This window comes from Aureispira sp. CCB-QB1 (assembly GCF_000724545.1).
Lineage (GTDB): Bacteria > Bacteroidota > Bacteroidia > Chitinophagales > Saprospiraceae > Aureispira.
Genome location: NZ_JHBV01000041.1, coordinates 1 through 23,183 on the forward strand (window position 1 = coordinate 1; position 23,183 = coordinate 23,183).

Below are 23,183 nucleotides of genomic sequence, written 5' to 3' on the forward strand. Positions count from 1 at the left end.
CACCACCACCGCCAATGGAACTTGGCTGCCCTTGACTGTCTAAAGCTGCTACTCCTTTCTTCGTAATAATATATTCTACATTTGGTAAATCTGGCGAAGCATTAACAGTCAATGTTGGCGTAACTGTCATTTGGTTCAAATCGATGGAAGTACCTGATGTTGTTGTATTAATTTCAGGTGCTACCGTTGAGATGGAGCAACACTTGTTTTGTGCGATTGCAAAAGTACTCAGGTTTAGGAAAAGTACGAAGGTCTGCAAAAGGTTAATCGTTTTCATATTTTTTTGTTTTAAGATAAAAAAACTACAAACCATGAAAGCATGATTTGTAGTTTTATAATTTATATTAGTAGTTCGTTGATTTTTTACTTTTTTATCAAAAAGATAAAAAATCACATTTATATTAGTTTGATAATCAAAATCTTAGCACAAAATGTAGTAAATTCAAAACTTATTGATTATCAAACTAATAAAGTTTTTCAACGAACTATTGTTATATAATAAACGAACATAATAACAAGCTACTTAAATAGCGAGTTTTTAATGTTAAATTTTTATATCTAGTGCCTTTAAAGCTGTAATAAGTTTTTTACTCTACAACAACTTTAAGTAATTGATTGCTATGACCATCTGTTAATTCAACATAGTACATTCCTGCTGCTAGGTTTTGAACTGGAATTGTTGTATTAAAATCTCCAGAAACATTCCCCAATACTTGGCTGTGTACGCGTTGCCCTAAAGCATCAAATAGGTTGATTGTTAAATCAACTTCTTTCTTAGTTGTGAAGTAAATATTTACAGCATCTTTGTTAGCTGGGTTTGGATATAACATAAACAAAGAAACATCACTCAACTCTTGAACGGCAATCGTTCCTTCTCTGTCATAACCATATTTAGCATTTCTATTGATACCATAAGACAAGAAGTTGTTCGCTCCTGTCCCTCCACAATCTTGAGAAATTTGAGTACCATTGCTATTAATTAAGCCTAATGTAGATACTAAAGTACCTATAGAAGTTTGTCCTTTAGCAAATACATCAAAAATAACTAATACTTCATTCATCCCGTGAATTTGAGTTGAATTGTAAATACCTGCGTTATTAACACTGTCACAGAAACCTGCAATTGCTGGTTCGTTCAAAACAATAGCCATTACACCAAACAAACCACAACAAGGACCTGACCCAGGAGAGTAACCGTTTAATAAAGAATCTGCCAACTCTTTGATTCTTGGCAAATCGTATCCAACAGCTGTCAAATCAAAGGTATCTCCAGGATGCAACGTAACTCCATAACGTCCCATATTATCTGGCATAAAAATACCGTCAGTATCTGCTCCAATAATCACATCACCACCTCCTCCAGTAGTATCTGGGGCACCTGTATCGTCCAAAGCTGGTGTGTTTCTTTTGGTAATGATGTATTCTACAGTAGGTAAGTCTGAAGAAGCGCTTACAGCCATTAAAGAAGTGGGGTCTGGAGTATTTACATTACCACCAATTTGGCTAGTCGTGTAAAAACCAGTTGTAATTTCAGGAGCAGTAGTTGATGGGGTACAGCAAGTTTGGGCATTAACAGCAGAAACTGTCATCAAACAAGCTGCGAATAATGTAGCTAATTTTTTCATAAAGAAAACTTTAATTTTTTTTTAATAAATAGGTTCGATTTTAGAGATTCTGTCCTCAATCCCAACAAAAATAGTGGTTTATTTGAGAGTTTAAGCATTCTTTAACACTTTTTTTTAACCTTTTGTTTAAAAGCAATCCGCCAACGTTGAGCTTAGAGAAATCGTTATTTTCACCAATATGGAAAAATATTCGAATTAAACTTAAAAATCTTTTTTGTACTCTATAAAGGTTCCATTAACTTCAAAAAATAACAAAAAAAACAAACTCTAAACAACTCGCTTTCAAAACACAGTATATCATTTTTTTTATTTCTTATTGAGTAAACTGCCCCTCTTTTTGTAGCCTTTGTTTCTTCATTTTGGGCTTTCTTTTAAGTAGGATATTTAATTTTTAGCTTGCGAAAAACAAATATTGTACTATTTTTACTTGATTTTAAAGTCAAAAAATTCACGTTTCGCCCCGAAAAAACCAATATTGTATTGACTACGAAACGTACTATTTTTTAATTAATTCAATTATAAAAAAGACTTATGAAAAGACAACTATACTGGCTGCTGAGCATAGTCCTAATAATGATGAGTTCCGCTGTTTTAGGACAAGGAACCATCAAGGGAATTTTGATAGATTCGGTCGAAAATGAACCTATGCTAGGAGCTGAAATTCGCATCAATGATAAAGAGGGCAATTTTGTAACTGGAGGTTCTTCTGATGTTATAGAAGGAGCTTATCAAATATCTGTTCCTGCAGGTACTTACGATTTGACCTGTAGCTATATGGGATATGCTACGTATCAAAAAGAAATCACCATCAAAGATGGTCAGACATTGGAACTAAACATCAATATGACCGAAGAGGTCAATGTATTGAAAGTCGTCACCAAAACTGCCTCTAGATTTGAAACCTCTGTTGGTAAATCATCGATTTCTATTGATGTCGTAAAACCTGATTTGGTAGATAATACAAACGCCACAAAAGTAGATGAAGTTGTAGACAAAGTCCCTGGAGTGTCTGTTGTAGATGGGCAAGCCAATATTCGAGGTGGATCTGGTTTTTCTTATGGTGCAGGAAGTCGTGTTTTGTTGTTAGTTGATGACCTTCCCTTGCTAACAGGAGATGCCGGACAACCCAACTGGCGTGATATTCCAGTTGAAAACATTTCTCAGATTGAAGTTGTTAAAGGAGCTGCCTCTGCCTTGTATGGTTCCTCTGCTTTGAATGGAATTATTAATATCCGTACTGCCTACGCCAAAAACAAACCATTTACCAAAGTTTCGGTATTTCAAACGTCTTTTTTAGATCCTGCTCGTGCTGAAACGGCTTGGTGGAACAGAGATTCCATAGAAGTTTGGGATGCTGGCAGCAATGATCCAAACGATCCTGACACCATTAGTCCTCAACTTTTATCTGGTCGCAATGGTTATAGAAAGCCAATTGAATTGGGTGTGCAATTTGCTCATAGACGCAAATTTGGAAAGTATGACTTAACTTTAGGTGGGAATTATTTTTATCAAGATTCTTATCGTGCAGGATCTTACGAACGAAAGTTTCGTATCAATGCCAATAACAGATATCGTTTTAGCACTAAAGTTAATGCGGGGATCAACTTGAATTTTAACTATGGTCAATCTTCTAGCTTTTTCTTATGGAATAATACTGGAAAATACTTAGCAGGTTTTGCAGGTTCTAATGACGCGGGGCATATTTACGAGCCTTTGGCAGGAAGTATTACGGAATCTACTATTCTGCGATTTAACGTTGATCCATTTTTGACGGCTTATGACAACAAAGACGGTCGCCATAGATTGCAAACTCGTTATTACTATGTCAACAACCAAAATGGTCAAGATCAATCTAACTTATCGCATTTGGCTTATGGGGAGTATCAATATCAACGAAAATTTAAAGTAGAATCTTCTTTCTTTGGGGATTTTAAATTGGTAGCTGGGGCTGTTGGTACTTATACTTTCTCTCGTTCCCAACTATTTGGGAATGCTGATTACAATATTTATAATGCAGGCGCTTACATTCAAGGAGAGCAAGGCTTGATTAAAGGTGAGAATTCAGATAATACCAAACTGAATATCACATTTGGAGTACGTTGGGAAGTATTCAATATCGAAAGCCCTGACTCTATTCAAGTAGATGCTAGAAATGATCAGCTGGTTAAAAATCCAGAGCCAAATTCTATTGATAGCACTGGCGTTCCTAGACCTCGTTTTCGCATAGGTTTAAATTATGAGTTAACTCCCTTTACTTTTCTTAGAGCATCTTGGGGCGAAGGTTATCGTTACCCAACAATTGCAGAGCGATACATTACGACCCAAGTTGGAGCTGGTTCAAATGCTCTTGTAATTCTTGCCAACCCCCAATTGCGCCCTGAATCAGGTTGGTCTGCTGAAATTGGAATTAAACAAGGGTTTAAAATTGGCAATTGGAAAGGTTTTGTCGATTTATCAGGGTTCTGGACAGAGTATCAAGACATGATGGAATTTACTTTTGGTGGTGGCGATCCATCTGCTACAAGCATCACTCCTCCTAATATTTTCTTTCAATCCATCAATGTGGACGATACAAGAATTAGAGGTTTTGAGCTCAGTCTGATGGGAACAGGTAATGTTGGTCCTGTTAGCTTTAATGTATTGGCGGGATATACCTTTATTGCCCCTGAATTCCAAAACTGGGATACGGATACAGTAATCCAAACTCTTTCTACTTCTAATTACAACGTTCTAAAATATCGCAATGTCCACAATGTAAAATTTGATATTGAAGCCTTTTTCTTAAAAGACAAAGCTTTATCCGTTGGTTTTACAATGAACTACAACAGTAGAATGGAAAATATTGACAAGGCATTTGAAGATATTATTTATAATGTCCCTGGCAATGACGATATTTTTGGAATTGCTTATTATAGAGAGAATTTTAACAGTGGAGAGTTTTTGAATTTAGGTGCTCGAATAGGGTACCGCTATGCGTTCAAAAACAAGGATGATAAAGAGGTTGCAGCCGTCAAACTTTCTTTGGTAGGCAAAAATCTACTCAATCAAGAATACATGATTCGCCCTGCATTGGTAGATGCACCAGCCAATATTACAGTACGTCTAGACGTCGAATTTTAAATTTAACTACAATAAGTAATTGCATTCTCAAAATAGTCGATAAAATACATTTTTTATTATATATTTTTTAAATCACTTGCTTTATACTAAAGAACACCTTTTGCAAAAAGACAAAAGGTGTTTTTTTTATCCTCTATATTTATAAAAAGACTTTTGTTTGCTTAAGTCCATTTTGTTCATTATTTTTGCCTCTATTAACATTCAGCTTTATCATTACAAAGCTATCATCTCCTATATTTTATATATTAACATTAAACTATAACTAATAATACAAATAGGTAGTGTTATTCACGAATAATTTACAGAAAAAATTCTTTTCTTAAAAGTTATTTCAAAACTGCGTTACCCTACCTTACCTATTTATTCCCCTTATAGAATTTGAGATAGACAGATTAAGACTCGTTTATTCAATCTATAAAAATTCACATATTCAATGAGACTCAAGTTCTTTATCTGTTTTCTTTTTTTGTTGGGCTGTATCTCTAGCTATTCTCAAGATTACGAGTACAAAGAGAGGAAAAAGAAACGGATGCACTACATTCCTCGATACCCCATCGAGCTTGGTTTTCACATTGGTACAAGTCAATTCCTTGGAGATTTGGGAGGGACAGAAGCCATTGGGCAATCTTTTATCATTGATACTGATTTGCCTAGTATTCGTCCTGCTGTTGGCTTTTTTGGGCGTTATAATATGGGAGGACATTTTTCATTTCGACTGGAAATGTCTTATCTTAATTTAAGTGGAAACGATAAATTTGCTGGCAAAGGATTTTCAGCAACGACACACAGCGATAAAGACGGTTGGTTTAGATTTTATCGAAATCTGCATTTTCAAACACACGTATTTGAATTGACGAATAGTTGCCAATTCATTCCCTACAATTTCAAACTAACGGGTAGTCGATATACCAAAACCAAGCAAAATACACTTTCTCCCTATATTGTCCTTGGAGCAGGCTTTTTGGTCTTTAATCCTCAAGCTGAATACAATGGAGACTGGGTTGATTTGCGCCCTTTATCTACAGAAGGACAAGGCTTGGTTGAAGGGCGTCCTACCTACAGCTTGGTTCAGTTTATTATTCCTGTGGGATTTGGTGTGCAATGGGAACACAATCACGATTGGATACTTTCTTTAGAAATCAATCATCGGTTTACCTTTACCGATTATATAGATGATGTTTCGACGGATTATGTAGACCCTGCTGTTTTTGAGAAAAATTTTAATGCTGAAACAGCGCAACTAGCAACTTCATTAGCACGACGTTCAGTAGAACACGATCCCAATAATATCTATGGTTATATTACTGCACCCAATGCCCAAAGAGGCGACCCCAAAGACAATGATGCTTATTATACCATTAATATAAGACTTGCTTTCTACCTCAAAAAGAGCCGTTTCTTAGCTTTGGTAAAAGATTACTAATTATGGTAAATTGTGGTAAAACCAAAGCAAATAATGAAATATCTTTTTTGTTTTATTAATACTTCGTGGCTTTTAAGGGTTTCTAAAAGCCACGAAGTAAAGTTTTTACTTTTAAAGGTAAGCTTAATTGGCGTTGATCACGCTCCCACTTCCTGTTATTTCTGTATTGACTGTAGGTTGCCCTTTATAGCTCACATTACCACTTCCAGAAATATCTACGCTCAAACTATTATTAACCGTAACATCAATATTGCCAGAGCCTGAAACTTTTACATCACTAACATCTACTGGCATTCCAAAGCCTGCATAATTACCAGAACCAGATATTTTAATATAAGAAGAAGCTGCTACACCACTAACACTTACGTCTCCAGATCCCGAAATATCTGTAATCAATTTGTTTTGCCCCAAATCTAGATTTCCTGTACTAATATTTCCACTGCCAGACACATTTAAAGACAAGTCTCCTAAACCAGAAAAATCATTCACCCAAATATTTCCACTCCCTTTTACCTCTACAAACTCTACAGTAGGAATTGTAATATTAGCAACAATGTCCATATTATTATAAATGCCTGGTTTCATCTTAACAATCAAAGTTGTACCATCAACATAAACCTCTGCTCTATCCAAAAGATGTTCACTTCCTGTCAATTCAACTTTTTGGGTAGCTCCAGAATAAATATTTGCATCACAAGCGCACTGTATTGAGACCTTGTTTATTGTCGACAAACTGTAACCATTAGTGATCGTAGGGCTAGTTTTGTCACACGATGAAAATGCAACTATTAATAAGGCAAAAATGGATAAATTGAATATGGTTTTCATGACTATAATTTAATTAAAAAATTGGATAATAATTGGTATTTTGTTGCACCAATACGTAATATACGTAAGTATATTGTCATTAGAATTCGTGCAGCTATTCACCGTTATAAAATAAATTTGATTTTTAAAAATTAAGGCATCTATTAGATGGGCAAAAGTAATCGTTTTTTTTATAGAAACTTTTAAAAAAAGGTTAAATCTTCCGCTTCAAAATAGTACATTCACAAAAAAATAGTTAAACATATCTTTCTCTTGTGGACTTCCAATATCAACAAAAACATTACACCGTCGAGCGTTATCCTTTAACAAAGAAAGGAAATTTACAAGCTTGGAATGCTGCTGACGAGCACTTGCTACAACACTTGGAAAACATTACCTTGGAACAAAAAGAATTGGCCATCCTAAATGATCGTTTTGGTTTTCTTAGTTGTTTGACTCATGCTTATGCTCCCTCAACAATACAAACCAACCACTCGCACGAAAAAGCACTGCGCCAGAATTTACTTTACAACCAAATAAAAGATGCCAATGTTTCTTCTTATACGGTATTTAACATACCAATTCAATCATTCGATGTTGGGCTTTTAAAAATTCCAAAATCATTAGAGCTTTTTCGTCTATATCTACAAGTATTATCCTCTAAATGGAAACAAAATGCCGTCCTATTTTGTGGTTTTATGACCCGACACTTTAGCCCACAGATTTTAACCATAGCTACAACATTTTTTGAGGATGTACAGCAAAGTCGAGCTTGGAAAAAATCAAGGGTTCTTATTTTAAAATCTCCAAGAAAGTTTGAGGATAGAACTATTTTGCATCAAATTCCTTTTCAAGGTCGAACTTATCAACAGTATTTTGGTGTTTTTTCAGCCAAGCACATTGATTATGCTAGCCAATTCTTAATTGCCAACTTGGATGTTGATTTAAATGAAAAAGTCGTCTTAGATTTAGCTTCTGGCAATGGGATACTTGCCGCTACGGTTCGACAAAATAATGCCAACTGTACATTGCATTTACTAGACGATTCTCATTTAGCAATTGCCTCTTCTAAATTAAACCTAAGCTCTGATAATACTTTTTTTCATTGCAATAATGACTTATCTATTTTTGAGGAGAATTATTTTGATTGTGTCCTCTCTAACCCTCCATTTCATTTTGAATATGAAGTAAGTATAGAGACTAGCGTACAACTTTTCAAAGAGGTTTATAATTGTTTGAAGCCTAATGGTCGTTTTATAATAGTTGCCAACAAACACTTAAACTACAAGACGCATCTTCAGCGATTGCTGTTTAAAGTAACTGTTGTCAATGAAAATGAGAAGTTTGTTATTTATGAATGTCGCAAATAATCCCATTTGTAGAATTTATAACCCGTGCTATTAGCTATATAATACTAGAAATTCACGTTTATTGATTCTAGTAATGCATTCAAACAAAAAATATACTTTTATTATAAACAGATATAATAATAAAAAAATAAAGTATTAATTATTGATAGTGATTATTATTAATTATTTTTGGAGTTACCTTTAGTTAGTTAAAATTTGATTTTGAACTACCCCCTCCCTAGTCAAAATAAAAATTACAATTTCCATAAACTCACTTACCTTTATTAAAATACAAGACAAACAACTCAAACAAGAATGGAAGGAAAGAAAATTTTTATTGTTGAAGATGACATGATTATTCAAATGTTCATTGAGCGAATCTTAGGAAATTTAGGCTTGGATATTATTGGAGAGGCACGAACAGGTGATGAAACACTCGCATTTTTAGAGTCTCAACGCCCAGATTTTATTTTAATGGATATAGGATTAGCTGGTAATAAGGATGGCATAGAAACCGCTGAAATTATCAATGAAAAATATCAAATACCTATTATTTTTTTGACAGGCAACTCCGATAAACCTACCTTGGCTAGAGCCAAAAAGACAAATCCAATTGGCTTTATTAACAAACCTATTGATGAAGCAAGCCTAAAAAGCGTTATGCAAAAATATTTTAACAATTAGACCGTTCTCTTGGTTGTCATCGTCTAATCTCAATCCAATCAAAGATACTCCTTCTTCATTTTTATCTAAAAATGTACGGGATAAGCTTGTTTGGTTGCAACTCTAGGCATTACTGCCAACCCTACACTAGGAACATAGTTCTGTGTAACAAAATTATATTCTACTCTAGGCTCTATTCGCATGCTTAAATCATCACTAATATCAAATCGCATTAAGTGAGCATCTACAAAAGCATCAATAATTGTCAAGCCATAAAATAATGTCAAACCTATTAAAAACAATTCTGCACTCTCTTGAGCATTGTCTCTATAAATTTTCAAACTCAAAGAATCTGCATCTGGTGCCCGATAACACTTGTCATTGGTTTGATCGTTTTGATCAACAGTATGCAAATAAGCTTTTCGAAAACAAGCATATTCAGAATAGTTGGCTACAGTAAAGTATCCTAATGCCCCTAGCCCACCATACACAATTGGCAATTTCCAATATCGGCGATTGTAAATTTGCCCTGCCCCTGGTATTAATGCTAATAGGGTCGCTGTTTTCGGGTTATGATTTTTAGGGAGCGTACTAAGGAATTTTTCTCGGCGAGCTTCTTTTTTATATTGCCTTTGTCTTGCCCGACTTTCTCGTAAAAACTCGGAATTATCAGTGGTATTGATTTCTTGAACGATTGAATCTTGTTGTGCATAAGTAAGATTGTTTTGACTAATAAATAAAAGTAATACCCAAAGACTATGCCTCCAATAATTACGCTTTTTACAAACCACCCATTGCAAGAAATTGATCCCAAACATAAATATTTACGTCATTTTGATTGTTATAAAACAAGTTTTTATCCCTTGAACTCTAAGTATAGGTAACAAAGAAACGCAAAAGTAAGGATTTATCAACAAGGATTAACACTCTTTAATAGAATATTGATGCGCAGTAACTAATAATAGCATACCTTTAACTTCCCAACAATACAAAACAAAAATTAGTTCTCCTATTTTCTTAGATTACATCATAATGTAATCTAAGAAAATAGTCATTGGAGCAATCAGGTATATATTTTAATTGCTTCCAAGGCTTTTTTTACATGTTCTTTAGCCTTTATATCAGCATGGTATCTAAAAACTAGTTTTCCTTTGGCATCAAAAACATACGTAACACGCCCCGACACCAATCCCAAAACGCCTTTGGGTACTGCAAATAAATTTCGCACTGCATTATTCGAATCACTTAATATATCAAAAGGCAATTGATAGGCTGTTGCAAACTTTTTATGCGATGCCGTATCGTTGTGACTAATCCCAATCACCTTTACATGATACCCTTCAAAATCATCGAACCGATTTCGAAAAGCACAAGCTTGGGCGGTACAAATTCGTGTAAAATCATCTGGATAAAAATAGATAACAACAGGCTGCCCAATCCAATCTCGACTATGCACCAATACTTCATCTTGGTTTTTCAATGAAAAATCAGGCAAATTATCTCCAATTTCTATTTCTTTCATTTCTATATAGTTTTCTAATATTTTTACGCTCATCTAGTTTGTATTTTTTATACAATCCTAATCGAATTTAGTTCAAGTTGATTTACAAAATTAACAAAGAGGCTTCTTATTTTGCTTTTATCCCTCCATTACTCTGTTGAAAACACGCAGAAGTAACACCGTAGCCAAACAAACAAAGTTAGCAATATTACTAGTCTCAATTCCAATAAATTACTATCCACAACTTAAAATCCACAAAATCCATCTTTTCAATAGTTTTTTTGTATTTTCAAAATACTCCTGACTATCCAAGATACGTTATTCATTTTTACAATCGTCCCAAACAACGACTATGCGACAACTTATACTCTTAGCATTTCTTGTCCTAAATTGTCACTCCTTAGCACAATCGCCCATCGACAACTTATTGGTAAAAATAGAGGATGCAAGTTCACAAGATAATCATTCATTAGTTGTAGAACTTTCTCTACAATTACAGCATCTCAACCCTCCAGATAGTGTCCTAATGGATGTGCTCTATTATCAAGCTCAACACGCGCAAGCACTAGGAGACTTTGAAACAGCTAACCATAGTTATTTGGCATTATTAGCTCTCATAGAGACGATACATGGAAAAGCCTCTATGCTTTACATATGGAACTTGGAGGATTATACCATGATGCTGTATCAATCAGGACAACAAGAAAAAGTTGTTACTTGGTATCAAGAAGCATTAACTACAGCTAAAGCCAATCAGCACTATTTAGAGTATGTTTACCTTGGTTATAGTTTGGGGGCTTATTATGAATTGATTGGTGCCATGACGTATGCCATTCGCTCTTACAAAGATGCTCTGCAATTTGTTCCCAAATCAGGAGAAGAAAATGCTACCATCCATATTATGATTTTGCGTAGTTTGGCTCGTGTACTAGAAATTCAGCACCGTTACGACCAAGCAGAATCTCTATATAAAGAAGCCATCCAACTAGCCAAAGATACACTCCAAGAAAGTGACCCTAATCGATATATTTTAGTTAATGATTTTGGTATGCTCTATTTTTTTACTCGTCGATACAAAAAAGCATTGCCTCATTTCGAATACCTCAAACAATTAATAGACAGCAAAAAAATTCCCATAGATTTCAACACAAGTTTACTCGCTAACTTAGCAGATTGCTATGCTCATTTGGGACGTTATAAAGAAGCAGAGAATATCTATTTACAAGTTGAAGAAATAGAACGGACAACTATCGAAGACTCTTACTCCAACTACCCCGTTACCATTTCAAGAATGGGAGATTTATATGCTTTTCAGGGGCATTATGAAAAAGCCCGAACATTTCACTTACGTGCCATTGACTTGGCTAAAGAATACTTTTTGCCCCAAAATCTTTACTTATTTTATAACATGGAGCAAGCTTACTTATTTTTTGAAAGCATCAAAGATTGGCAACAAGTTCAAGCAATTGCTTTGGACTGCTTTAGAAGCAATTGCATGGATAGTATTGCTACGCCCAATATTTTGGAGAACATCCAAAAACTGGCTCAAGAACAAACCTTTGCAACGATGCCTTATGCTCTAAAATCATTAAAAATTGCTAGCAAGAGTTATTGGGAACGCTATTCAATAGAAAAAGATATTGATTTGTTACATCATGCTTATAATTTGCAGTTGGCTACTCGACTCATTCTACATCGACTCAAAAATTCATTTTCAACAGAATGGGATAAATTAGAATTACTGTCTACTATACAAGAAATATCCGAACTAGGAATTCTAATCTCGCAAGCCTTGTATGAAAAAACAGGGGATCTTGTTTACCAAAATAGTGCTTTTGATTTTCTGGAAAATAATAAATACGTTTTATTGCAAGAGGCATTGCAAAACAAAGAAGCAAAAGTATTTGGGAATTTACCAGATTCTTTGATTCAAAAAGAAGAAGCTCTTGAACAAGGGCTGTTAATTGCTAAAACAAAAAAGATAAATGCGACAACTGCCCGTTCAAAGCAAAAAGCAATAGAGGATTACAATCGCATTTTAACAAAAATTGATCAATTTAAAATTAAACTACAAGAGCAATACCCTGCTTACTATGAGTACAAGTATGTTTCTAAAAAATTTTCTATCTCAGACCTACAAAAACAGCTGGACTCCTCAGAACTGCTTATTGAGTATTTCATTGGCAAAGAACACGTTTATATTTATTCTATAGATCATAAGAATGTTTATTATAACACCTTGCCTATTACTCAACAGATGATCAAAAATCAAGTAAAAAAATTCAGAAAAGTATTGTCTAATTATCAATATATTCTAAAAAATAAAGACGCTGCTTTGCAAGAATACAAAACCTTAGCCTATTGGTTTTATAGTCAATTGGTGGCACCAGCAATAGACCCCTCTGGTAAGAAAGAACATTTGATTATTATACCTGATGGGTTACTGGGGCACTTGCCTTTTGAAGCTTTTTTAACTGTCGTTCCCAACCAAACTTCGCCACTTGATCAATTAACTTTCTTGCTTCAAAGTCATAAAATTAGCTACGCTTATTCGTCAAATTTACTATCCAAAAATGTTTCCAAGGTTTTTCATAATTCTCAAATATTAGCGATGGGTGCAACCTATACAGCCCTTCCTCCTAAAAATAACTTGAATCGAAGTGTAGAGTTGAGCAAGCTCAGAAAAAATTTGGCTCCGTTGGAAGCTATTAGTCACGAGCTAGAAGCACTAAAACCTATTGTACAAGGACGTTATTACTATGGTGAAGCTGCCAACGAAAAAACATTTAAAGCAGAAGCAAGCAACTATGCCATCTTACACTTGGCAATGCATGGTATCTTAAATGAAAAGCACCCGATTTTATCTTCCTTAGCCTTTACTGAAGATGCAGATCCCGATGAAGATAATTTTTTACAAGCTTTTGAAATTTCTCAAATGAAACTAAATGCAGCACTAGTTGTCCTATCTGCTTGTGAAACAGGCTATGGAAAATTCAAACAGGGAGAAGGTATTCTATCTTTAGCCCGTTCTTTTATGTATGCTGGTGTGCCTTCAATGGTGGTCTCTCTTTGGCAAGTCAATGATGGTAGCACCTCTATCATTATGAGTGCGTTTTATAAAAATTTAGCAGAAGGTATGGACAAAGCAGCAGCACTTCAAAAAGCTAAATTGGACTATATTCACCAAGCGCAAGGAGTAACAAGACATCCTGCTTTTTGGGCTCCATTTATTCAGCTTGGAGATGCTAGTCCCATTCCATTACAGGCAAAACGATTTCCATGGTGGTTATTAGGAACCATCGGGGTCTTATTTGCTTTATTCTTTATTTGGCGTATAAAACGAGAACAATAACGCTCAATAGGACAAAATTTAGACAATTGCTTTTTATCATTCCCTTGAAATTGCATAGTAACAACAAACCGAGTTGTGCAAGCCTACGTAACAAAGCTAATGAAGCAAAGCGATCTCACGAAATACCACGCAGTAGCAGCGCAGCTAATCAATAAAGTATTATTTTATAGCGATTAGAAGATATTATTACAAATTGGTTTTATGAATTCAATTAAGTATATTTGAGACCGAAATAATATGAATAGTCCTTGAAACGACTATTATACAAATGACATCACATAATATCCATGAGTATTCTCTAGGACAAAAATAAAGTAAGAACATATGGGAAGAGCGTTTGAATATCGCAAAGCACGCAAAATGAAGCGTTGGGGACAAATGGCAAAAGTATTCACTAAAATTGGTCGCGAAATTGCCTTAGCAGTAAAAGAAAGTGGTCCAGATCCAGACAGTAACCCAAAACTACGTTTGGCTATTCAAAATGCCAAAGTAGCCAATATGCCTAAAAAAAATGTAGATGCTGCGATTCAAAGGGCATCTTCTAAAGACGCAGAGAACTTAGAAGAAGTGGTCTATGAAGGCTATGGTCCTCACGGTATTCCATTTATCGTCGAGTGTTTGACCAACAACACCACTCGTACAGTCGCTAATGTCCGCTTTTATTTCTCCAAAGAAAAAGGCTCTTTGGGAACAAGTGGTTCTGTAAGTTTTATGTTTGATCGCAAAGGTGAATTCATCTTTGACTTAGGAGATCGTGACATGGACGAATTAGAGCTAGAACTAATTGACGGGGGTGCTGATGAAATTGATATTTCAGATGGAAAAGCTTACGTTTACACCGCTTATGAGGACTTTGGAACCATGCAAATGACGCTAGAAAACTTAGGAATTGAAGTAGAAGAAGCTTCTTTACAACGTTTTCCTCAGGTTACAAAAGAGTTAAGCGAAGAAGAAAAACAAGACATCGAAAGTCTGATTGAACGTTTTGAAGATGATGAGGACGTACAAAAAGTTTTCCACGGAATGGCTTAAGACTTTTTCAATATCTTTTAATATTGACCAATAGCGACAAGGCACTATACTTTGTCGCTATTTGCTTATTTGCCTTACTCTATTTTTATTAATGTCAATCAATAGCAGTCCTCTACGCTCCTGTTATGTGGTCTGAATAAGCAGTAATTTTAACAAAACTTCATAATAAAACAATGCTCAAAGAACTTTTGGACGAAAAAGTGGCTCTTTTTAATTGTCCTAAATTTATTGAAGACGATCCCATCAGCCTTCCTCACCAATTTAGTCAGTTGCAAGACATAGAAATCATTGGTTTTTGGGTAGCTATGTTGGCTTGGGGAAAACGGACTATGATTATCAACAGTGGTCGAAAATTAATCGACCTAATGGATGGTGCTCCTTATGACTTTATAGTCAATCACGAGGAGAAAGATCGAGAAAAGTTTTTGAATTTTAAACACCGTACCTTTCAACCTTTAGATACGCTTTATTTTTTGGAATTCTTACAACAGTTTTATCAAAAAAACACTTCTTTAGAAACGGCTTTTAGTCAACATCTTACCGAAGAAGATACCACCATAGAAAAAGCCTTAATTGGTTTTCACGATCTATTTTTTTCGTTGCCAGATGCTCCCCAACGTACTAGAAAACACATCGCAACTCCTAAACGAAAATCTACTTGTAAGCGTTTGTGCATGTTTTTGAGATGGATGGTTCGACAAGATGACAAAGGGGTTGACTTTGGGCTTTGGAAAGAAATTTCTCCCAGTCAATTATTAATGCCTTTAGATGTACATGTTGATCGAATTGGTCGTCGCTACAATCTTATCCAACGCAAGCAAACCGATTGGAAAACAACCTTGGAACTTACTGATAACCTAAGAGTTTTTGATAAGGACGATCCTGTAAAGTATGACTTTGCATTGTTTGGAATTGGAGTCTTAGAAAAAGATACTTTTGGTTAAAATCAATAACATAGTTTGTTGCTATAAACTGTAGTACTTGCTAAACTCATAAAACTCATGACTCAATATAATTTTGTAACAAACAGCCTTTTGGGAGTAGCGATTGGAGATGCTCTAGGTGTTCCTGTTGAATTGGTTTCTAGAAATTTTTTAAAGAAGCATCCCGTTCTAGACATGACTGGTTTTGGCACTCACAAACAACCTAAAGGTACATGGTCTGACGATAGTTCTTTAACCTTTTGCTTAGCAGAAAGCCTTTGCAATGGTTATGACTTACAAAACATAGCCCAATCCTTTATTAAATGGCTTCAAAATGCACACTGGACACCTAACAACCAAGTCTTTGATGTCGGTCATGCTACATCAAAAGCGATTGAAAAACTAATCCAAGGGGTATCTCCTTTAAATGCAGGTAGTACTCAAGAGAATGATAATGGAAATGGTGGCTTAATGCGCATCGTCCCTCTTGCGTTTTATCTTAAAGATTATGATATTAAATATCGATTCAACATTGTAAAAGAGGTAACAGGAATCACTCATGCGCATCTACGTTCCACCTTATGTTCTTTTCTTTATATTGAAATATGCCTTCAGCTCTTAACAACCGAAAATAAGCGAGAAGCCTATTATGAAGCGGTTTATAATGTCAATGAATTTTGTAAAAATAGCTATGAGTTAGAAAAAGAAAGTCTTCATCTAAAAAGAGTTTTAGATTATTTAATCGAAGATATTCCCGAAAACGAAATTTATAGTAGTGGCTATGTAGTTCATTCTTTGGAAGCAGCCATTTGGTGTTGGCTAAAAGAGGATTCCTATTCAGATATTGTATTAAAAGCGGTTAACTTAGGAGATGATTCCGATACAACAGCAGCCATAGCAGGCGGTTTAGCAGGGCTTCACTTAACAGATGGTTTTCCTAATAATTGGCTTCATGCTCTAGCTAAAAAAGATGAAATCATACAATTGGGCAACCAACTATATTCTAAGTATTTTTAAGGTGCATCCCTATTTCTAGAACCCTAATTTTTCTTTCTAAACGCGGAGGGTCTACAACCTTTGTGTTTCTTAAATGTATTACTAAAATGTGCGGCATCTGTAAATCCTAGCTTCTCTGCAATTTCAGATATTGTATAGCTGCTCTGTTGTAATAAGCTTTCTGCCGTCTTGAGTCGGGTCTCTATGATTAGCTGTTTGATCGAAAATTGGGTATGTTTTTTTATAAAAATACTAATATAGTTTTCTGATATAAAAAACTTGTCGGCAATCGCTTTAAGGCTTATTTTTTCTTTTTCCATAATATGCTGTCTTATATGCGACAATATCTTATTTATTTTTTCCTCCTCTTTAAAAACAGCTTGTTCTGATGATGGATTTTTTACATGTAAATTGCGTACAATGATTAACATCATAGACTGAAAAATTCCTCTCAAAATTTGATAGGTATACATTCTTTTGGTAGCATACTCTTCCTTTAGTAAAGCAAGCAGTTGAAATAGCTTTACTCGATCGTTCTCAATACATATAATATCTTGCGGAATTACATTCGGACTATATAAAACTTGCTCAATCGTTTTTTCCCATATTCCTTTTTCCTCTTTGTTCACTTGCTCTAAGAATAACTGTTCTGTAAATTGAATAAATTCAAACGTAGTTTTTTCTACAATTTCAAACAAATGCTCATCCTTTGGAGATAAGAAAAATATATCTCCCTCTTTGTAAGGAAATAGCACACCATTCATAGATTGTTTTCCTTTACCTTTTTTGATAAAGATTAACTCATAAAAATTATGTGTGTGCATGGGAAATTTCCATGCGTCTAACTCAAGAGTAAATATATTTAGTGCATACCTAGTGTAAAATCGCTTTGCCATACTCAAAGATAGTTTTTTACAAAAATAGCATGGTTTTTTACAAAATAAAAAATAATATTTTCGCTGAAATTTGAGCTATTAATACTTAAATCAACTAAAATTACTCTTATGCAGTACCATTGGAAACACTCTTTTATTCTAATTCTATTGATAATTATAAATAGCAGTTGTTCAAAAGAAAAAACAAACACGACACCAACAAACACGACAACTCAATACTGGCCCAATCAAGCACAATTAGTTGTTTCTTTTTCGATGCAATTTGAAACAGGAGGACAACCTATGGGAGCCGAAAGCCCATTTTCGGGAAATCCTCTCCCTCCAAACACCGTAGACCTACCTGCCGAAAGTTGGTTTAGATATGGAGCTAAAGAGGGCATCTATCGGATGTTAAAACTTTGGAAAAAACACGATATCAAGGTTACTTCTCACGTAGTTGGGGAGGCAGCTATAAAATATCCTGATGTAGCAAAAGCTATTGCTAATGGTGGGCATGAAATTGCAGCCCATGGCATTGCTTGGGATGATCAATGGAATTTGAGTTATGAAGAAGAACTGGAATTTATAAAAAAAGGAATTGATACCGTAGAGAGCATCACAGGACAAAGGGGAATTGGTTATAACTGCAACTGGCTTAGAAGAAGCCCTAATACCTTAAAGGTCTTACAAGAACTTGGTTTTCTATACCATATAGATGATTTAAGCAGAGACGAACCATTTATTACCAATGTACGTGGAGAAAAATTTGTGGTTATGCCTTATACCCTAAGGAATAATGATATTGTCAATATATCGGGTAAAAATTGGAGTCCAGAGCAATTTTTGGCACAACTAAAAGCAGAATTCAACCAATTGTATGAAGAAGGCAAACATCAGCGACGAATGATGAGCATAAGCCTACACGATAGAATTGGAGGAGCTCCCTCCATTGTCAATGTTGTGGATGAATTTATTGAATATGCCAAAACTCATAGTGGTGTCGTATTCATGCGCAAAGATGAAATCGCCCGCATGGTAAAAGAAGACCCTAAAACATTATTAGATGATTCTGAACTAAAATATAATAGATAATGAAGTCAATACGAAAATCTACAGCACTTTTTGAACCATTTGCAATGGGAACTATTCCTCTAACCAATAGATTTGTGATGGCTCCTATGACACGTTCTAGAGCAAACGAAAAAGGGGCTGTTCCCAATAACCTTATGGCTGCTTATTACGAACAAAGAGCATCTGCTGGGCTTATCATTACAGAAGCAACCCAAATATCCAAACAAGGCATGGGCTATGCTCGAACTCCTGGTATTTTTACCAAAGCGCAAATAGAAGGTTGGAGAAAGATTACTCAGAAAGTTCATGCTCAAGGGAGTAAAATTTTCTTGCAACTTTGGCATGTTGGCAGAGTATCTAGTGCTCAAGTCAATGGCTTGCAACCCATCGCTCCTTCTCCTATCATTGCAAAAGATACCAATGTTTATATTTTTGATGGAGCACCCAATGGCGATGCTACCTTTATTCCTGTTGAGCAGCCTAAAGAAATGACAACCGATGACATTCAACAAGTTATTCAAGAGTTTAAGAATGGAGCAAAAAATGCTATTGAAGCAGGATTTGATGGGGTTGAAATTCATGGTGCCAATGGCTACTTAATTGATCAATTTCTGAGAAGCAATACCAATCATAGAAACGATCAATATGGAGGTTCTAAAGAAAACCGCCTCCGTTTTTTGATAGAAGTTACTCAAGCTGTTGTTAAAGCAATCGGAGCAGAAAAAACAGGTATTCGCCTTTCTCCATTTATAAAATTTAAAGACATGGATGATCCTGAAATTATGGATACCATTATGCTTGCAGCAAGCGCTTTAAACGATATTGATGTAGCCTATTTGCATCTGTGTGAAGCAGATTGGGACGATGCGCCCAATATACCGATCGGTTTTAGAGAAGCGTTAAGACAACGGTTCAAACACACCATTATAGCAACAGGAAATAAAACGCCTCAAACTGGCAACGATTTAATTCAACAAAACTTAGTTGATTTGATTGGTTTTGGCAGAGCGTTTATAAGCAATCCCGATTTTCCTGAACGAGTCAAAGTTGGTGCAAAGATGAATCAAATTACGGATACCCACACGCTTTTTGGTGGCGGAGGTGCCAAAGGATATACCGATTATCCCAAACTTCCTTAGTATTTCACTACCCATCTGCCTCTAAAGAGTCCACACCTATCCAGATATTTTTCTTTAATTCTAAACAATCAGACGAAAGACAAGTGTCTGCTGTTGTCAATGGCAAGCTATCTATTTCCTTTTTGGAAACAGGAATCTGAAAAGGAATGGTAGCTTGTGCAAAAGCAGAAGAAACAGGCTCAATTCTTACAATTCCAATAAAAGGCAAATTTAAATCTATCATGCGACAAGATTCTTTTCCCTTTATGGTAGAATCTACTTGGGCAATGTAGGCTTGCGCAGAGACGGTTTGATTGATACACAAAAGGACAACGAATAGGGCTAAATATTTCATAAGATGTTCTTAGTTATGAATTACAATAGTTCGTTAAAACCACGCAGTAGTAGCTAAGCGAATCAACGAACTACGATGATTATATACAACAGTCTTATTGAAAATTTCATACCAAAATGAAAATAGCCCTACTATCCTATATTACAAAGACAATAAGAACTTTCTCAATTTTTCGGTAGCACGCCCCCTGTGACTAATTTTACCTTTTTCATCAGAAGACATTTCCGCAAAAGTTCGATCACTTTCTCTTGGTCTAAAAATAGGATCGTAACCAAATCCTCCTGTTCCTTGACGTTCTTTTAGAATATACCCTTCCACAATTCCTTCGAAGGTGTACTCTTTGCCATCCAAAATTAGTGCAATGACAGTTTTAAATTGGGCCGCTCGATTATCTGTATCCCCTAATTCTGTTAGGACTTTATCCATATTATTATTGGCATCTCTCGCAGGACCTGCATAACGAGCAGAATATACCCCTGGTGCGCCATCTAAAGCATGAATTTGCAAGCCAGTATCTTCTGCAAAACAATTCATTCCATATTTTTCGTAGACATAACGTGCTTTTTGGAGTGCATTCCCAACAATAGTGGGTTGTGTTTCGGGAATGTCTTCCGTACAACCAATGTCTTCTAAAGACAGGAAATCATATTGCGCTCCCATTATTTTTTGGATTTCATTAACTTTGTTTTGATTAGCAGTAGCAAACACTAGTTTACTCATTGTTTCTATAAATTTTATGATGAAGTTGTTTAAAATTGCGTCTTTTTGACTGTGAGCATAATTGGGAAGCTTAATCAAAGGCAACAGATTTGAAGAAAAGCATAAGCAGACCTAAGGAACTGCCCTCGCTATAAACTTAAAATCGCAAGTCGTATGTTTTTATTCTTAACATACGGCTCACGATTAAATTTTATGGTAACAATCCAACAGATTGATATTATTGTATGGATTAACTAGATTTTTTCAGAGGGCAATATTAGTTCTTTTTCAAAGCAAGTTCCTTTAATTCATCGGCAACCTCTTTGCCTAGATATTTGTCGATAAGTTTGTGTATTAGATACAACAACGGAATAAAACAGATCGCAATCGTTACTTTATAAACATAATTGGTCGTTCCTATTGAAAATAGCATATCCATAGACCAATCGGCTCCCAGCACAAATGCAATATACAACACTAAATAACTGTCAATCAATTGAGAAACCATTGTAGAAAGTGTTGCTCTTAACCATATTCTATTCTTGCCCGTCCATACTTTTACTCTTCGAAATACAAGTGCATCAACGATTTGACCAACCAAAAAAGCGATCAAAGACCCTGTTATAATCCATAATCCTTGCCCAAAAACACCAGCAAAGGCAGCTTGCATGTTGGGGATTCCTTTAGCGGTATACCCTTCTACCCACCAGTCGGCAGGCGACAAACTGATTGACGCAAATACCATAATAAAAGCATAGGCAATAAGACTAGCCGCCAAATACGACAAAAACCGCACCCCACTAACTCCAAAATATTCATTAATAACATCTGTCATAATAAATACAATTGGCCATAACAATACTCCTGCCGTAAAATTCAATGGACCTTCTCCCCCCATAGGATCTAAGCCCCAAGGAGACATACCCAAGGTACCTTCTAGAGAAAAAATCTTTACTCCAATAAATTCTGCAATAAAAGCATTGGCTAAAAAGAATCCTCCTAAAATAAAAAACAAACGATTGCTTTTAAACTCTGTGACTCTTTTTCCTCCTTCATCAAGTCCCTCCTGAACTTGATTTTCACCTAAAATTTGTTCGTCTTCTTCTATTTTCATTTACATTTTTATCTTTATACTTAATATACGGTAGTATCGATAATTCAAGAGGGTTCTTACCGTTTACATTCGTAATAATAAGTACTATTTTTTATAACTATTAATAAAGGACAAACATTTTATTGAATTCCTTTTCCAAAAATAAACATTCTCTGATTTTAGATACTTTACAGTAAAAATCTAAACCTTTGATTAAGAAGTACATTTACATTTAGTCCTATTTTTTGGGCGGGAATTATATCAATTTAATAAAAAAAAACTTTTTAATATCATCTTCGGCACTTTTTGTTTTGGTTTTAATAGAAAAAATAATTTAATATGATAAAACTAGGCATTACAGGTGGATTATTTCCACCCAACGAACAACGAACTATCTTTCAAAAAAAGCAACTCTGCTATTTAGAAAAGGAGTTTGCAAACTATTGGGCATCCTTTGGGGTAATGCCTATTTTGATCCCCAATCTATCTCCCCAATTATTGCCATCTTTCTTAGAGCAGTTAGATGCCTTAGCATTATTAGGAGGTACAGACATTAGTCCATTGCAATATGGAGAGCAACCCATAGGAGAATGGCACGGAGATTCTTTGAGAGACGACTATGAGCTTTCTATTTTGGACTGGTTTGTGCAAAAAGAATATCCAGTGTTTGGTATTTGTCGAGGATTCCAGCTTTTAAATGTTTATTTTGGAGGTAGTTTGTATCAAGATTTGCCAAGCCAGTATTCTAAACAAGTCAAGCATCACTGCTCAAAAAAATATGACTTACATACGCATCCTATAAACCTAGTAAAAAATGAATTGTTAGATGAATTGGGCGTAAATAAAAGCGCTCATTTGGTAAATTCTATTCATCACCAAGGAATCAAAAGACTAGCCAAAGATTTAGTCCCAATTGCTCATGCAGACGACGGCTTGATAGAAGCTTTTTATTATAATAATGCACCTAAAGGAAAAGTAATGGGTGTACAGTGGCATCCAGAGTTTTTCTTTAATGCTGCTGAAAAATTTATTGATGATAAAGTTATTATTGAGCACTTCTTGCAATTCGCTAGCATCAAACCATCTTTAGTGAAATGACAATGAGATACGCAAATTCATAAGTAAAACTTAATTTTAGATTTACTTTTCGCCATAATCATAATTCTTTCTTATTTTTGATA

At 35.1% G+C, this 23,183-nt stretch carries 20 protein-coding genes; 11 read left to right on the forward strand and 9 right to left on the reverse strand.

The genetic code is table 11. From position 1 onward, the window contains the following. On the reverse strand, positions 1–277 hold a 277-nt coding region (locus tag CG11_RS30225), incomplete at its 3' end, for a hypothetical protein (protein WP_156039841.1). Between the two features lie 310 nt (positions 278–587). Beyond that, a complete protein-coding gene (locus tag CG11_RS20590) occupies positions 588–1,625 on the reverse strand; it encodes a T9SS type A sorting domain-containing protein (RefSeq protein WP_052598741.1) in 1,038 nt (345 codons plus the stop codon). 531 nt (positions 1,626–2,156) lie between these two features. On the opposite strand from CG11_RS20590, the gene CG11_RS20595 reads away from it, so the two are divergent. Next, entirely contained in the window at positions 2,157–4,745 is a 2,589-nt protein-coding gene (locus CG11_RS20595; protein ID WP_052598742.1) for a TonB-dependent receptor, read from the forward strand. A 433-nt stretch (positions 4,746–5,178) separates the two neighbouring features. Beyond that, on the forward strand, positions 5,179–6,168 hold the full coding sequence (locus CG11_RS20600; protein WP_156039842.1) for a DUF6089 family protein: 990 nt from the start codon (positions 5,179–5,181) through the stop codon (positions 6,166–6,168). 123 nt (positions 6,169–6,291) lie between these two features. Here CG11_RS20600 and CG11_RS20605 read toward each other — a convergent pair whose 3' ends face one another. Continuing rightward, on the reverse strand, positions 6,292–6,996 hold the full coding sequence (locus CG11_RS20605) for a head GIN domain-containing protein (RefSeq protein WP_052598744.1): 705 nt from the start codon (positions 6,994–6,996) through the stop codon (positions 6,292–6,294). Positions 6,997–7,250: 254 nt separating this feature from the next. On the opposite strand from CG11_RS20605, the gene CG11_RS20610 reads away from it, so the two are divergent. After that, positions 7,251–8,345, forward strand: coding sequence for a methyltransferase (locus CG11_RS20610; protein ID WP_052598745.1), 1,095 nt, complete (start codon positions 7,251–7,253; stop codon positions 8,343–8,345). A gap of 294 nt (positions 8,346–8,639) precedes the next feature. Then, a complete protein-coding gene (locus CG11_RS20615) occupies positions 8,640–9,008 on the forward strand; it encodes a response regulator (protein WP_052598746.1) in 369 nt (122 codons plus the stop codon). 65 nt (positions 9,009–9,073) lie between these two features. On the opposite strand, the gene CG11_RS20620 is transcribed toward CG11_RS20615, so the two are convergent. Next, positions 9,074–9,805: a DUF5683 domain-containing protein gene (locus CG11_RS20620; protein ID WP_052598747.1), complete on the reverse strand. Its 732-nt coding sequence runs from the start codon at positions 9,803–9,805 to the stop codon at positions 9,074–9,076. Between the two features lie 245 nt (positions 9,806–10,050). Further along, positions 10,051–10,542: a peroxiredoxin gene (locus CG11_RS20625; RefSeq protein WP_197043898.1), complete on the reverse strand. Its 492-nt coding sequence runs from the start codon at positions 10,540–10,542 to the stop codon at positions 10,051–10,053. A gap of 298 nt (positions 10,543–10,840) precedes the next feature. Between CG11_RS20625 and CG11_RS20630 the strand changes: the two genes are divergently transcribed. From CG11_RS20630 to CG11_RS20645, 4 genes are all read left to right on the forward strand, one after another. Then, a complete protein-coding gene (locus tag CG11_RS20630) occupies positions 10,841–13,840 on the forward strand; it encodes a CHAT domain-containing protein (RefSeq protein ID WP_052598748.1) in 3,000 nt (999 codons plus the stop codon). A 324-nt stretch (positions 13,841–14,164) separates the two neighbouring features. Further along, positions 14,165–14,872 carry a YebC/PmpR family DNA-binding transcriptional regulator gene (locus CG11_RS20635; protein WP_052598749.1) on the forward strand — a complete coding sequence of 236 codons (708 nt, stop codon included), beginning with the start codon at positions 14,165–14,167 and terminating at the stop codon, positions 14,870–14,872. A gap of 173 nt (positions 14,873–15,045) precedes the next feature. After that, positions 15,046–15,816, forward strand: a complete 771-nt coding sequence (locus CG11_RS20640; RefSeq protein WP_052598750.1) for a TIGR02757 family protein — start codon at positions 15,046–15,048, stop codon at positions 15,814–15,816. Between the two features lie 57 nt (positions 15,817–15,873). Beyond that, complete coding sequence (locus CG11_RS20645; protein ID WP_052598751.1) at positions 15,874–16,812, forward strand: ADP-ribosylglycohydrolase family protein; 939 nt, start codon at positions 15,874–15,876, stop codon at positions 16,810–16,812. Between the two features lie 23 nt (positions 16,813–16,835). Here the strand turns inward: CG11_RS20645 and CG11_RS20650 are convergent, their stop codons facing one another. Further along, positions 16,836–17,687, reverse strand: a complete 852-nt coding sequence (locus CG11_RS20650; protein WP_052598752.1) for an AraC family transcriptional regulator — start codon at positions 17,685–17,687, stop codon at positions 16,836–16,838. A gap of 108 nt (positions 17,688–17,795) precedes the next feature. Between CG11_RS20650 and CG11_RS20655 the strand changes: the two genes are divergently transcribed. Then, positions 17,796–18,758 (forward strand): polysaccharide deacetylase family protein, encoded by a 963-nt coding sequence (locus CG11_RS20655; RefSeq protein WP_052598753.1) that lies wholly within the window; start codon positions 17,796–17,798, stop codon positions 18,756–18,758. Continuing rightward, a complete protein-coding gene (locus CG11_RS20660) occupies positions 18,758–19,876 on the forward strand; it encodes an alkene reductase (RefSeq protein ID WP_052598754.1) in 1,119 nt (372 codons plus the stop codon). The genes CG11_RS20655 and CG11_RS20660 overlap by 1 nt, the downstream gene beginning before the upstream one ends. Positions 19,877–19,883: 7 nt before the next feature. On the opposite strand, the gene CG11_RS20665 is transcribed toward CG11_RS20660, so the two are convergent. The 3 genes from CG11_RS20665 to CG11_RS20675 form a co-directional block, all read right to left on the reverse strand. Then, positions 19,884–20,210: a hypothetical protein gene (locus CG11_RS20665; protein WP_052598755.1), complete on the reverse strand. Its 327-nt coding sequence runs from the start codon at positions 20,208–20,210 to the stop codon at positions 19,884–19,886. 141 nt (positions 20,211–20,351) lie between these two features. Next, entirely contained in the window at positions 20,352–20,930 is a 579-nt protein-coding gene (locus CG11_RS20670; RefSeq protein WP_052599041.1) for a non-canonical purine NTP diphosphatase, read from the reverse strand. A 256-nt stretch (positions 20,931–21,186) separates the two neighbouring features. Further along, positions 21,187–22,023 carry a queuosine precursor transporter gene (locus tag CG11_RS20675; RefSeq protein WP_081909615.1) on the reverse strand — a complete coding sequence of 279 codons (837 nt, stop codon included), beginning with the start codon at positions 22,021–22,023 and terminating at the stop codon, positions 21,187–21,189. Between the two features lie 318 nt (positions 22,024–22,341). Here CG11_RS20675 and CG11_RS20680 point away from each other — a divergent pair, with 318 nt between their 5' ends. Continuing rightward, positions 22,342–23,100: a gamma-glutamyl-gamma-aminobutyrate hydrolase family protein gene (locus tag CG11_RS20680; RefSeq protein WP_052598756.1), complete on the forward strand. Its 759-nt coding sequence runs from the start codon at positions 22,342–22,344 to the stop codon at positions 23,098–23,100. Positions 23,101–23,183: the final 83 nt, after the last annotated feature.